Below are 12,920 nucleotides of genomic sequence, written 5' to 3' on the forward strand. Positions count from 1 at the left end.
CTAGATAATCATGATGTTTGCTCCAGCAAAATCCCCATCGTGTCTAACTAATAAAGGCTCATCTTCAAATTAGCATTTTTGTATAGCAATACTAACCTCTGTGACATATTCATCTTTATCGAATGTAATAATTTCATCTGTGTAATATTTTTCTATAAAAGGGCCATCTAAACGATATCCATTTAAATGGGCCCAATCATACAAGGCACTATAAGCATAACTTATACTGTCATAATTACCTATATGTATTGTATAGATATAATTTGCTTCCTCAAAAAATTTTATTCTAGTATCCTTTACTTCCTCTTCTACTATTATTGGCTGGCATACTTCTACATCATACTGCGAAAAATTCTCTTCCTCCATTGAATGAAAGATTGCAAAATGTTTGCCCTTCAAAATTGAATTCGATTTATTAATGAATAAAAGAAGTTGATCTATTAACAACTCCAAGCCATTTTCATCAACAACTTTTCTTAAACAGTAAGCATGAAAAGGTTTTCTTACGCCACAAAACACATCATAGCTATTGACCCTTGTTATTTTGTTCTTCTGTTCAATATAACTTTTCATTTCTTCGATAAGTTGATAATATTCAATTGTTTTTTCATACAATTCAGCAATCTTCTGTTCATATTTGTCTTTCATTGTTGTGGCATCCATTTCTAAGACATTATTTATTTCATCAATGGAGAAATGGTATTTACGCAGTAATTTTATTTTATTCGCTTTAGCTATATCCTCGTTCGTATAATATCGATAACCATTCGTTTCATTTTTTTCTGGCTTTAATATACCTTTCTCATCGTAATATCTTAACATCCTTTGAGATATTTTATTAATTCTCGAAAATTCTCCAATTTTATACAAGGGAAACACCTCCTTTGATTCCACCATTTAGCACATGATTAATCTTTAATCTTATATACACTTTTATATAGACTTTCTCTATAAAGTATAAACTCATCGTCCGTTAAAGGTTGAGGATAACTCATGAGTTTTAGCGGTAAATCATCCTGCCCATTTTGAAGTGGAGGCTGTACATACTCAAAAGGATTGAGATGAAAACCCAATCGCTCATAAAAGCCTATTCTTCGTTGTGCCAATTCCGTGTCAGGATACTCCACCTCCAATAAAATAGTTTTTTTTGACTCCTCCATATACTTGGTCATCATTTTTCCACCCATTCCACTTCCTCGCATAATTGGATCAACAGCAATATGTTCCACGAATCGAAACAAAGGAAATTCCCATGCAGCTAAAAAAGCAACAATTTGGTTGTGGTTATCCGTTTCCGTAATGAGACGGTAATATTGATCGGCCAGCAATTCCTTCTGTCCCGCATAGGTTCTTCGCTCATTTTCTGGAAATGATACCTCCATAAGTGTGAATATTTTATCAAACTCTCTTTTGTTCATCATCACATTTCTCCTTTTTCTAATATGCTTAATAAAAAAGTACAAATCTTTGTACTGATTTCTATGATAGAGGATATTATAAAGCTTCTTTGTTATTTCATAAACCTTTAGACGTCATCATCAGCTTCATTAAATTATATTAGCGATTGCCATTATGGGAAGCCCACCTAATTTCTCTGTTAAATTTTTGGAGTCGAAGTCTTACTGCCTGTTAAAGATTATAAACCTTCACACAGTGTGAACCTCAAAACTTTACACCATTAGCTAATGTTTAAGCTTCGACTATTGTATAGTAAACTTCCCGATAAAGAGAAAATATAGGATCTTAGCGGTAACTAATGTCTAACTCTTCGATTAATGTCCTGTATCTTTTAGTGCCATTCTTTTATTTAGTAATCCTTGCTTGCTTTCTCTATGAAATCTAGTGTTATAATAAGTGACAAACATTGGAAAGTAGGGGTGTCCAAAATGAAAATTCTCATTATTGGAGGGACTAATTTTATCGGGCCTTACGTAATTCGCCAACTTCATGCGATGGGTTATCATGATATTACTTTATTCCATCGTGGCAAGACAGAAGTTGATTTGCCTGCCACCGTAAAGCATATATATGGAAACAAAATGCACTTGGAGCAACACAAGGCGACATTTCAATCCTTATCTCCCGACGTTGTAGTAGATATGATTGCTTACACAGAGTCAGACATCGAGCCAGTATTGCATACATTCCGCGGCATTACGAATCGACTTGTGATGATTAGTAGCCAGGATGTTTATCGTGCCTATGGTGTAGCACGACAGGCTGACAAAGGACCATTAGAGCCATTGCCGATTACGGAAGCTTCTGCTGTTAGAAACAACCGTTACCCATACAAAGACCCAGCTAAGGATCCAGATGATTGGTGTAATCGTTACGACAAAATCCCCCTAGAAGAGATGGTCATGAATGATCCTTATCTAACTGCAACTGTTGTGCGCCTACCCGCCGTTTATGGACCAAATGATCCGCAGCATAGACTGTTTCATTTTTTCAAATTGAAACCATTACATCATGGTCGACCAGTTATTTTGTTGGACGAAGGATATGCAAATTGGTTCTGGTCACATGGATATGTAGAGGATGTTGCTTATGGCATTGCATTAGCGATTACGAAGGAGCAAGCAGCTGGACAGCTCTATAACATAGCGGAGCTTCAGACTAGAACGATGCTAGATTTTATTCACGCTATTGGTGACCAACTGAAATGGCAAGGTGACATCATCCAAGTTCCTTCCGGTCACCTTCCAGATATGCTAGGTATCTCATTGCGCACAGAACAAAATATCATCGTTGAATCGAAGCGAATTCGTGAAGAACTGGGCTACCGAGAAATTTTCTCCTTTAAAGAAGGATTGAAAAAAACGCTTGATTGGGAACTGGCTCATCTACCAAAGGATATTGGTCATGATGATGACAAAGACGATGTGATGCTAAATGAATTGCGCAAAGCAGGGGTAATTAGTACAAATTAAGACGTTGAGGGTTTTTGATAGGAAAAGCCCAGAATAGCAAGACTCAATCTTATTATGTACTATAAGCAATAAATATAGAGTCCTCCCATACCCATCCGCTAGCTAAAACGGAGCTTTAGCAGTTTAAAAGGAGAAAAGCGAAATCGCTTTTCTCCTTTTTATGCCTCCCCTTTATCTGTCGTTAACCAATTCACGATTCCTACAATAGGGAATGTAATGAATGCTGTAACACCTCCTATTATTGGTGCTACACTAATTGTTTTTGCTATGTAAATAAGATACATAATCGGAGCAAGTAATAGAACACTGGAAACAGTCCATCCTGCAACTACTACATAATGATACACACCTTTTGCCCAATTTACTTTTATTATAATTGGTAAAAGCAACAGTACACTAATGATTGCTGGGATTGTAAATGCGTAACTAATACCTTTGAAAGTAAGACTCGTAATCACAGCAACTACGATCCATAAAAATTGCGTACTTATAGTAAAATTCACAGTACCACACTTGTTTGAAATCCACTTCGCCAAAAAGAACGAGAACACAATAGCTAGTATTACCAGCAATGTAAGGATCAACGGATCATAAGTACCAAACATCACAATCCCATCTTCATCTATTCCAACGTTGAATACAATTGATAATAGACGAATTACAAGGAAATAGAACATAAAAATAGAGACAAGACTACCGACCGTCGCTAATATACTTAAAGCAAATCCTTTAAATTGTGTCACTTGCTGTTTAAAGCTGAAGGAGAATATTGCGACCGTTAAAATAAGTAAAATAACCATTAACGGGATTACTAACTTTTCGGAATAGACAACTAATGTCTTTTTCATTAATGGAAAATAAATTGCATTACCTTTACTATTTTCTAGAGATTGAAATTCTTGTTCTTCCATCATCATAAACTTTTTCACTAAAGGAAGAGCATAGTCACCAAAGTGGCGAATCGTTTCCTCATCGCTATTTTCTACACGATCTAGCGCTGCATGGTATGCCTCTAAACCACCCATATTTGCAAAGTTATACCCTAATTTTTTTGTTACTTTTAATTCAGTAAAATCTGTATCATTCGGCATCTTTTTATACATTTCAGAAGCAAAGGAGTATGCTACAGGGTATGGAACAGTATCTTTATACAGTTGCGCCAACTTTAAATCATTTGAACTCGTTTCAAACATAATCGGAACCCCTGTATTACCTCTAGCTTCGAAGTTTAGCATAACACGTACTTTGTCTAAAATATCCGTTCGATCTTGTAAAGCACTCGCTCCGAGTAAACCTTGCTCTTCACCGTCTGTTAGAACAAAATATATTGTATTTTTAGGTGCTGGCATTTCTTTTAATGCTCTTGCTACCTCCATAATTGTGACAACGCCGTAACCATCATCTGATGCTCCAGGAGTTTCTATTTCAGAATCATAATGAGCCGTTAATAAAATCGCATTATCATCGCCTGATGTCCCTTGGATTTTTGCAATAATATTTTCAACGTTCTCTGCACCTAATTTTATAGCATACTCCCCACCACTTATATCCTTCACTGGCTTTGTCTGAATTTCAACTGGAATATTTATATTTTGAAAGTGTTTTACAATATAATCTCTTACTTTTTTATTCGCAGAAGAGCCTATAGGATGTGGTTCCTTTGCTACTTCTTTTAAATAATTAAGGGCTTGATCCGATGAAAAATCCTTTTCTGTTTCCCCTACTTCAACTTGAGAAGGACTTAAAAATTGACTAAAACTTATAAAAGACGTTAACAATGCAAGTACCATCGCAAAAATAACTAACTTTCTTTTTTTCATCTATTTCTCTCCTTATCTTTTATTTGAAATGTAGTTTCATAACAAACATTTCTAAAAAATCAGCTCACCAAAAACTAACCGAACGGTCAATAAAATTTTACTCAAAACTAACCAATCGGTCAAGTAATTTGATTAAAAAACAATCAGTCTGTTAGGAGGTACTTTGATAAATGGTAGAAAAGAAGGAAATAAAACAAAAGAAGCATTACTGAATACTACTATTTCTTTAATTGCCAAAAATGGCATTGAGACGCTAAGTGCTAGCAGCATTGCAAAGAGAACAAATGGTAGGAAAGGAAGTGTATATTATCACTTCAAGAAGCATCATTAATTACTTAAACAGTTGGATGTAAAGTAATAGCCAATGTATATGCAGAAAAGGAAAATTTTATGTGAAATCTTTGGAGATACTGGCTTCGATATCAATCTGGTAAGAATTTCAAGGAGTATAAGGCCTATTACAACCATTATCGTGGCCAATGGAATTTAAAAAAGATGATGCCTGCACAATAGACATCATCTCCTTCAAGTTGCCAAATTGTGTCCTACAATTGATGCAGTTCACTCTTTTACTTTAATACTTATTTATAATCATTTATCTTAAAAGGTAATGAAATTAATCATTTGGATTTACGATGGCTAATACTTGGTGATCTTCCCAACAATTGTTTATTTTCACACTTTTCTTTGCTACACCTTCTTTATGAAAACCAGCTTTTTCTAAAACTCGCATTGAACCGATGTTATGTGGCATAACACCAGCCTCAATTCTATGTAAATTAAGTGTCTTAAAAGCATAGTCTACAATGAGCTTAGTAGCTTCAGTAGCGTAACCTTTCCCATTTTGTTTTTTATCTAAGAAATAGCCAATAATCGCATTTTGGAGTGATCCACGATTGATGTGAAATAATTGAATGGTTCCTATTAATTCATCATTCTCTTTTTGGAAAATCCCAAATTTGAACTCAATCTCTTGTTTTGCGTTTTCTTCCCACTTTTTTATTAAATTCTTTTGATGTTCTAAAGAATAAAAATTAGTAGGACGATTCATTGAATATTGCCCAAAGAAATCTTTATTTTCAATTTGCAATTGTAATAATTCCTCTGCATCAGATAGAATAAATGCTCTTAAATAAATATTTTCACTGTATAACATCCTAATCCCCTTTCTTTATGTAGTATCTACTAAATCATAGCCTGTCGATACTCCACCAATAACAGCACATTTATCATTCAAGATCCTCAAACAAACTCACCGCGATCAAACAAATTGTACTTAACACTAACCAATCGGTCAAGCAATTTAATTTATGATATAATGATTAAAAAAACAACCATTCTGTTAGGAGGTACTTTGATGATAGATGGTAGAGAAAAAAAGGGAAATAAAACAAAAGAGGCATTACTAAATGCTACTATTTCTTTAATTGCAGAAAATGGTATAGAGGCACTAAGTGCTAGCAGCATTGCAAAAAGAGCAAATGTTAGTAAAGCAAGTGTATTTCATCACTTTGGTTCGATGGAAACGATTCAACAAGAGGCTTTTATTTTTTCTGATATACTCATGAATGAAGCTTTGGAACAAATTTATCATGAATCTAAAGAAACAGCTTCTTTTTCTGATATTATGCTAAATTATTTTCTTTTTTTTATTGATGAAAACAATAAAGAATACTTAAATCTAATTAATGTTCAATTACAATTTGTAGTGAAATCCTCATACGATAAAGAGTTTGATGATCTTATCTTCAGTCAAGACAGAGATAAGACACCGTTTGACTTATTTGAGGTTTTATTGAATGATTTTTATGGGGATCAATTAACTCCTTCCGATATTGAGCTAGTAAATGATTTAATAGTTACTTATTTAAATGGATTTGCGACTTTTTTGATCTCTTTAGAAGACAGAGAATGGATTATTTCGTTATGGAAAGAACAAATTAAAATGACTGAAGTATATATTCAATCCCTTATCGACAAAAAATAATTGGGTGAAATATACTGTCTAATCAGTTTCATTTGATTTAGCTTTTAACACCAACAGAGCAAGCTCAAAGAAATGTTTAGCGATTTTGTAAGCTTTGAAAGTGGAGCGGAGTTATCATTTACAAAGGTTGCCTAATTGTCGCTACAAAACTCATGTGTGATTACAGGAATGGCTAAAGCGGAGTAAAGCAAAAGGACTAGCATATATGAAATTAAATCATAAACGCAAGTCCTTTTCTTATTAAGCTAAAGCCCTCTTTAGTTTAAGTAGATTTATTCACATTTTACTCAATAGGAACATAAATATCTGTCTTGCTCTTAGCTTTGAAATTTTTTGGTGGCTCAGTAACGTATAATTCAAATGGGAATGAATCTCTTAGTGTGTATTCGCTGTTAATTAATAACAAATCAGAATAAGCATATTTCCAAGCTTCTTCATACTCACCCAACATTAGGTCATAATGTACTACTGCGTATTTTCCACCAAAAATCATCGTACCGATTTGCCCTTCTTCTTCAATCACCGCATCTAATGGAACCGTCATTGCTACGCTAGTTCGTAAATTTTTTGAATCAGTTACGAAAGGGTTGTCATGGTATATAGTCATTACCTTTGTGACATTCTCTTTGACTAAATCATATTTATTTGCGAATTTGAATAGTTCATTGAACATCTTGCGACTATTTTTTCTATACTCGACATAATTTCCTTTAAAGCGTACATAGATTACTTTCATTTCTATATTTTCTACTGTGACCATTGGTTTTTCCATTAATATCATCTCCTTTAACTTAAGTATAGGGGAGACTATCTGTTATTTCTTGTCGTTTCTTGCTTTCCTGTATTCTAATGGAGACATTCCAAAATACTTCTTAAAAGATTTGTTGAAGGTACTCGCATCATTGTAACCATATTGGAGAGCAATATCTGTGATGCTTAAATCATTGCGGACAGCGAGGAATATCCCTGCTCGCTCTACTTTTATTCTGGTAACAAACTGTTTCACTGTCTCGTCACTGTATTTGCTAAATATACGATGGAAATGATATTTGGACATAGCTGCATTATTTGCTAAGTCATCTAGTGAGATTTTTTCACTCAGATGGCTTTCAATATAATCTTCAGATTTATTCACCAATCGAATGTATTCATCCATGTCATCACGCCAATCAAGTTTTTTATTCATCATTACACATGTGTTGATTAACCAAGGAAAGTAATAATTTTTGTTTGCTCAAGTAGAAAATCTAAAATAGATTATAATTTTAATAGTTAGAAATTTCTATCAGATTACCATCCGGATCCCTAGTATAAATAGAGGTTATCGAACCTAATGCTCCTGTTCTTTTTACTGGACCTTCTTCAATATGTACCCCGTAACTACCTAAGTGGTCTATCACATCTACCATTGGAATATCTGTGATAAAACATAAATCAGCAGTACCAGACATGGGTGTTTTTGCTTTTGGTTCGAATTCTTTTCCTACTTCATGTAGGTTTATTTTTTGCTCTCCAAAGTGGAGTGCCTTTCTGCTTTCCCCAAATGTAATAACTTCCATTCCTAAAACTTGGTTATAAAACGCACAAGTTTTATCAATGCTTTTTACAGTCAAAACCAAATGGTCTAATTTAGAGATTTTCATTGAATCCCCCCTTTTTATTCTTTAAAGCAAATAATACGGTTTTCTATTAAGTAATCCAACTCTTCATTTAAATTCAACCTCTACATTTACGTATATTTTAACTTACATATTAAATTTTCCTTTTAAGAAGTTGTTCAATATTAAATTATTGTCCTACTTATCGCTTTTCCTAGGTTTGATTAAGACAAGTTTCTATAGAATTTTTCAGATGATTAACGAGTGCAGTCACTTCGGTATCCAGTCCTTCCCACTTATCAACATATTCTCCAAGATAAGCTTTTCTGGCTAAATCAAGTAAAGTCGAATATTCTTTGGGTAACAGAGGTAAAGCCCATTTTGCAGCTACATCTTTTGGAGAAATTTCACCAATAGACACTGTCTGCCACATTCGAGCAAGGGTTAAAATGACATTACGCTCATCACCTTTTAAACCCTCAATCAACCCTGGCAAAGACTCCTGAATCGCTCTTCGAATATCCATCATCGGAACGGGATCAAGTATATCTGAAGCTTCAGGACCAGATAGAGAAATGCTATTCTTGCTCACTTGTGCTAAAACAATAGCCAAATCAGGGTCATCGATTGGTTCCTGGATTTGTCCTTTCTCGAACCCATTTCTTAGCCACTCGCCATAGATAAATTCATTTCTTGGCGGATATAGCCAAGGTACAATATCGCTATGTTTTACTACCGTGACTTCAAGTGGTCTCATAGAATCCGTATTGCCAATCTTCCCAGATATAAGCATTAGTCTGTCTATTAGTTTTTTTCGAGTTGCTTTAGGTAAACTATGATTCACGATCACTAGGACATCTACATCACTGTTAATGCGTAAACCACCATTTACTGCCGAACCAAATAGATATACTCCAACTATCGAATTCCCAAGCAAATCTTCAACGATTTTTAATGCTTGCATCGCTTGCTTTGGTATTTTTTTGTTACAAAAATCGCTCATCAACTACGAACACCTCTCCTCTAATTTTTATACGTTTAATGTCCTTAGAGATAAATCTAGTTATTCAAAAAGCGCCATGAAAACCTCTTTTATAATGCATGAGTGTCAACGGGAAATTGTTTCATTTTATCGAAGGAGTTTCCCAATAATTTAAGGCTGGAGCAAACTTTTATTCCATACATCCCCAAAAGCAGAATATAATTCTCTAATATGAAGACGACTTTCTTTAAAAGTTAAAAATTCAATAGACTCAGGTTTAACGTTAAAGCCTCCCCAATTTTCAGGTTTTGGTATTTGCATTTCTCCTATGTTCCTTTTAGCTTCCTCAAACTGTTTATTTAAATCTTGTTCTGATAAAAGAGGCTGACTCTGTTTACAACTTAATGTGGTTATTTGTGCATCTCTTGACCTCATCTCCCAGTATTTTTCTGAAATAGATGATGGAATTTGTGTTGCAATTCCATTAACTCTTACTTGATAACCGATTGCTTCCCACCAGAAAGTTAACCCTACTTTTGGATTTCGCTGGATATCTCTCCCTTTTTGAGAATCAAGATTGGTACAAAAAATAAATCCAATGTCATCAACAGCTTTTAAATCTACAAAGCGACCGCATGGAAAGCCATGCTCGTCAATCGTAGTAATACATACTGCGCTGGGATGCTTTAATGTCGAATTGCTTTTTGCTTTATCCCAACATGATTTAAACTTATTAATTGGATTACTCATCATCTTCACCTCTAATGATTTTAAAAACAGTTTTTATTAGTAATTAGTCATTTAGTGGATAAAACCTAGATATTCTACAGCTTTCCAAGTCTTCTACCTGCACATTATCGACAATCTCCTTCGCTATCAATCGACTAATAACAGGAGATAACGTAATTGCAGAATGCATGACTGCTAAATAAAGTCCCTTTACTTGATCATGAAAACCGACAATGGGGTATCCATCTTTAGGCATAGGCCTCATTCCTACTTTAATACTTTCTAACTGTAAATGTTCCCCTTCTTTCAAATCGGAGCGAAGGGTTTCAAAAGCTCTTTTTCCAACCTCTTCTGGTCCGTTTTCTCCATGGTCATCTAAATAATCTTCAGCGGCAATTATAGTAGTATCGGATAGTTGTCTTGCCTCAAATCTTGAATTAGAAATTAATGTGTGAATAAGTTTTTTTGGAGATTTCATACGAATAATAATAGAAGGTGATGGTTCAACAGGAACGTCAAGATTAAGGGGTTTACAAAGCTCAGGTAACGCTGTACCAGTTGCCAATACAATGACGTCTGATTCTATAAAACCTTTTAAAATATGTATGCCAACAACCTTTGCGTCCTCCTTTTTAATGTGAGTTACTTTTGTGTCGAACAATATATTTACCCCATTTTCTTGCGCTTTCTTTACTAAAAGATTTGTTAGAATATTTGGGTCAACTGCACCTTCTTTAAAAGCATATAGAGCTTCCTTTGGATATTCTTTTAAATGAGGTTCTAAGTCCAATACTTGCTGGCGAGTTATTTTTTCTACATAAGGTTTATTGATGTTTACAAGATTTCCCCATGTAAGAGAGCCGTTCCAATCTATATTTAACTCTGGGATTTCTTTTTCCAAAACATGATATTCTGCTAGCGATCTGCTATACAAATGTTGGAAGTTATCTGGAACACGCCCTGAAGGATTAATCCAAGCAAAGGAATTTGCTGTTACACCACAACCTGCTTTTGAATGGCTATCAACTAAAGTGACATCCTGATTTTTCTTTGATAGATTATAAGCAATAGAAGCACCCACAATCCCTGCACCAACAATTACAACCTTTTGTTTTTTAGTCATTACTTGCCCTCCTTGTCTATTTGTTTAATTTTTAATATACGTTAACCCAATTAACAAAATTGTAAATGCTATGAATTGTTTAGACAGAAAAATGTTTATTGTTGTTTTTTATAGTTTTTTCTATCAATTATAAACCAAATGCTCCTTTATAAGTTACACCATCAAACCGCAATATTAGCACAATCTGGTTCATCTGGTGAAGGTTGTTGAATCGTTCCGTCTGTTGTTAATAGGAGGCATTTAAGCTAGTAGCAGAAACCTCTGCATTAAAGCAAGGCTTTAGACTTCACTGTTTTCAAAAATCTCAATTGCAGTTAAGATTGAATAGAAATAGCTACTAAAAAAGTAAAATTTTAATTAGGATTTTACGTGCAGATAACCTCCACATAATTTTACTCTGAATTTTGCTATGGATATCTAAGAGTCCATTAGAGACCATTATAAAGCTTCACACTGTGTGAAACTCAAATCTTTCCAATTAAATGATGCAAGAGAATATCCCAGTGGGCATTAACCTCTGCTCTATCAAATTAAAAGAAACATAAACTATATTTATCGAAAAGGAAATTTCGCATGGATATTTTTTTTGCAAAATGCCCCATAAAAAGTGTAAAATTTTTAACAATTAGGTTCACACTTCATCTAAGTGATGTATTTTATTTTTAGCATTTTAGGAATCGTTATTATTCGTATAATTCCAAATTTTGGAATGTTTGTTCATCGAAATGGAGGTTACATATATTTTGAAACTGGAAAGGCTATTATCCATCATTATTCTACTGCTGAACCGTCGTATGGTGCAGGCTAAGGAGTTGGCCGAGCGGTTTGAGGTATCCATTCGGACGATATACCGAGATATTGACGCAATTAATGCAGCCGGCATCCCGATTGTCACCTATCAAGGAACAAACGGTGGCATTGGTTTGGCAGAAGGCTACCGCTTGGATCGAAATATACTCACAAATGACGAGCTTGCTGCTATCGTTACCGCCCTCCACAGTATCTCCACTTCATATGACAAAGAGCAACATCAACGACTAGTAGAAAAAATAAATAGTGTCGTACTGCCAGCACATGAAGAAGAATTTCACCAAAAGACAAATCGCGTATTAATCGATTACTCTCCTTGGGGTGGAAGTAAACATCTCCGTCCGAAACTACAACTGATAGACGAAGCATTAGATAGCTGTGTATTAGTTAACTTCACCTATTCGAATGCTGAAGGTGAAGTTTCACAGCGAATAGTAGAGCCTCATATGCTCATTCTCAAAGGAAGACAATGGTATCTACAAGCTTATTGTTTAGAGAAAGGAGAGTTCCGTCTTTTTAAACTAAAAAGAATGAAAGAGCTCAGAATTGATCATGAAAGAACCTTCATTCGTCGAAATCCCGCTAATCAGGAGCATATCGAGGGCAAGAGTAAACTCAAGCCATCAAATGTACCAGAAGTTGTCTTTCGATTCCAAGATGAAGCCCGGCATATAGCAGAAGAATGGTTTGGCATTGAAGAACTTTTGCCGGTTGAGGATGGAAGTTGGCTAGTAAAAAAGGAATATCCAGAAAATGAATGGCTCTATAGTTTCATTCTTAGCTTAGGACATCATGTAGAGGTGCTTGAGCCTCAGCATTTACGGAAAATCATTGCTAGTCGTGCTACAAAAATAGCAAAAATTTATATAAATGATCATGCAACATGACAGTCAGTTGTCATGTTTGTTGTTTTATACTGGTTTCATTCTATAAATAAGGAG

The 12,920-nt window shown here is 34.7% G+C and carries 14 protein-coding genes; 4 read left to right on the forward strand and 10 right to left on the reverse strand.

What is annotated here, in order from left to right:
• Positions 1 to 69 precede the first annotated feature (69 nt).
• On the reverse strand, positions 70 to 870 hold the full coding sequence (locus C7Y47_RS04650; RefSeq protein WP_185903393.1) for a MerR family transcriptional regulator: 801 nt from the start codon (positions 868 to 870) through the stop codon (positions 70 to 72).
• Between the two features lie 38 nt (positions 871 to 908).
• Positions 909 to 1,418, reverse strand: a complete 510-nt coding sequence (locus C7Y47_RS04655; RefSeq protein WP_142507921.1) for a GNAT family N-acetyltransferase — start codon at positions 1,416 to 1,418, stop codon at positions 909 to 911.
• 468 nt (positions 1,419 to 1,886) lie between these two features.
• Between C7Y47_RS04655 and C7Y47_RS04660 the strand changes: the two genes are divergently transcribed.
• Positions 1,887 to 2,930 carry an NAD-dependent epimerase/dehydratase family protein gene (locus C7Y47_RS04660; RefSeq protein ID WP_185903394.1) on the forward strand — a complete coding sequence of 348 codons (1,044 nt, stop codon included), beginning with the start codon at positions 1,887 to 1,889 and terminating at the stop codon, positions 2,928 to 2,930.
• A 158-nt stretch (positions 2,931 to 3,088) separates the two neighbouring features.
• Here C7Y47_RS04660 and C7Y47_RS04665 read toward each other — a convergent pair whose 3' ends face one another.
• Positions 3,089 to 4,750 (reverse strand): M28 family peptidase, encoded by a 1,662-nt coding sequence (locus tag C7Y47_RS04665; RefSeq protein WP_142507698.1) that lies wholly within the window; start codon positions 4,748 to 4,750, stop codon positions 3,089 to 3,091.
• A 163-nt stretch (positions 4,751 to 4,913) separates the two neighbouring features.
• Between C7Y47_RS04665 and C7Y47_RS04670 the strand changes: the two genes are divergently transcribed.
• Positions 4,914 to 5,081, forward strand: coding sequence for a TetR/AcrR family transcriptional regulator (locus tag C7Y47_RS04670; protein WP_185903395.1), 168 nt, complete (start codon positions 4,914 to 4,916; stop codon positions 5,079 to 5,081).
• Between the two features lie 285 nt (positions 5,082 to 5,366).
• Here C7Y47_RS04670 and C7Y47_RS04675 read toward each other — a convergent pair whose 3' ends face one another.
• Entirely contained in the window at positions 5,367 to 5,906 is a 540-nt protein-coding gene (locus C7Y47_RS04675; protein ID WP_142507700.1) for a GNAT family N-acetyltransferase, read from the reverse strand.
• A 201-nt stretch (positions 5,907 to 6,107) separates the two neighbouring features.
• Between C7Y47_RS04675 and C7Y47_RS04680 the strand changes: the two genes are divergently transcribed.
• The gene (locus C7Y47_RS04680; protein ID WP_185903396.1) at positions 6,108 to 6,737 is read left to right on the forward strand and encodes a TetR/AcrR family transcriptional regulator; all 630 of its coding nucleotides are present in this window, start codon (positions 6,108 to 6,110) and stop codon (positions 6,735 to 6,737) included.
• Positions 6,738 to 7,020: 283 nt separating this feature from the next.
• On the opposite strand, the gene C7Y47_RS04685 is transcribed toward C7Y47_RS04680, so the two are convergent.
• From C7Y47_RS04685 to C7Y47_RS04710, 6 genes are all read right to left on the reverse strand, one after another.
• Complete coding sequence (locus C7Y47_RS04685; protein WP_142507702.1) at positions 7,021 to 7,509, reverse strand: AraC family transcriptional regulator; 489 nt, start codon at positions 7,507 to 7,509, stop codon at positions 7,021 to 7,023.
• Positions 7,510 to 7,551: 42 nt separating this feature from the next.
• The gene (locus C7Y47_RS04690) at positions 7,552 to 7,926 is read right to left on the reverse strand and encodes a helix-turn-helix transcriptional regulator (RefSeq protein WP_255505006.1); all 375 of its coding nucleotides are present in this window, start codon (positions 7,924 to 7,926) and stop codon (positions 7,552 to 7,554) included.
• A gap of 76 nt (positions 7,927 to 8,002) precedes the next feature.
• Positions 8,003 to 8,380 carry a VOC family protein gene (locus C7Y47_RS04695; RefSeq protein WP_142507703.1) on the reverse strand — a complete coding sequence of 126 codons (378 nt, stop codon included), beginning with the start codon at positions 8,378 to 8,380 and terminating at the stop codon, positions 8,003 to 8,005.
• 169 nt (positions 8,381 to 8,549) lie between these two features.
• Positions 8,550 to 9,338 (reverse strand): aminoglycoside nucleotidyltransferase ANT(9), encoded by a 789-nt coding sequence (ant(9), locus tag C7Y47_RS04700; protein ID WP_142507923.1) that lies wholly within the window; start codon positions 9,336 to 9,338, stop codon positions 8,550 to 8,552.
• Positions 9,339 to 9,488: 150 nt separating this feature from the next.
• Positions 9,489 to 10,070 (reverse strand): pyridoxine/pyridoxamine 5'-phosphate oxidase, encoded by a 582-nt coding sequence (locus C7Y47_RS04705; RefSeq protein ID WP_221887664.1) that lies wholly within the window; start codon positions 10,068 to 10,070, stop codon positions 9,489 to 9,491.
• 40 nt (positions 10,071 to 10,110) lie between these two features.
• A complete protein-coding gene (locus C7Y47_RS04710) occupies positions 10,111 to 11,169 on the reverse strand; it encodes an NAD(P)/FAD-dependent oxidoreductase (RefSeq protein WP_142507704.1) in 1,059 nt (352 codons plus the stop codon).
• 743 nt (positions 11,170 to 11,912) lie between these two features.
• On the opposite strand from C7Y47_RS04710, the gene C7Y47_RS04715 reads away from it, so the two are divergent.
• The gene (locus C7Y47_RS04715) at positions 11,913 to 12,866 is read left to right on the forward strand and encodes a helix-turn-helix transcriptional regulator (protein ID WP_142507705.1); all 954 of its coding nucleotides are present in this window, start codon (positions 11,913 to 11,915) and stop codon (positions 12,864 to 12,866) included.
• The last annotated feature ends 54 nt before the right edge of the window (positions 12,867 to 12,920 follow it).

The organism is Lysinibacillus sphaericus, assembly GCF_006864135.1.
Classification (GTDB): Bacteria; Bacillota; Bacilli; order Bacillales_A; family Planococcaceae; genus Lysinibacillus.

Coding starts and splice junctions, on each gene's coding strand:
- C7Y47_RS04680 (WP_185903396.1), top strand. CDS start 6,108: ATGATAGATGGTAGAGAAAAAAAGGGAAATAAAACAAAAGAGGCATTA.
- C7Y47_RS04660 (WP_185903394.1), top strand. CDS start 1,887: ATGAAAATTCTCATTATTGGAGGGACTAATTTTATCGGGCCTTACGTA.
- C7Y47_RS04705 (WP_221887664.1), bottom strand. CDS start 10,070: ATGATGAGTAATCCAATTAATAAGTTTAAATCATGTTGGGATAAAGCA.
- C7Y47_RS04655 (WP_142507921.1), bottom strand. CDS start 1,418: ATGAACAAAAGAGAGTTTGATAAAATATTCACACTTATGGAGGTATCA.
- C7Y47_RS04690 (WP_255505006.1), bottom strand. CDS start 7,926: ATGATGAATAAAAAACTTGATTGGCGTGATGACATGGATGAATACATT.
- C7Y47_RS04665 (WP_142507698.1), bottom strand. CDS start 4,750: ATGAAAAAAAGAAAGTTAGTTATTTTTGCGATGGTACTTGCATTGTTA.
- C7Y47_RS04685 (WP_142507702.1), bottom strand. CDS start 7,509: ATGGAAAAACCAATGGTCACAGTAGAAAATATAGAAATGAAAGTAATC.
- C7Y47_RS04710 (WP_142507704.1), bottom strand. CDS start 11,169: ATGACTAAAAAACAAAAGGTTGTAATTGTTGGTGCAGGGATTGTGGGT.
- C7Y47_RS04695 (WP_142507703.1), bottom strand. CDS start 8,380: ATGAAAATCTCTAAATTAGACCATTTGGTTTTGACTGTAAAAAGCATT.
- C7Y47_RS04675 (WP_142507700.1), bottom strand. CDS start 5,906: ATGTTATACAGTGAAAATATTTATTTAAGAGCATTTATTCTATCTGAT.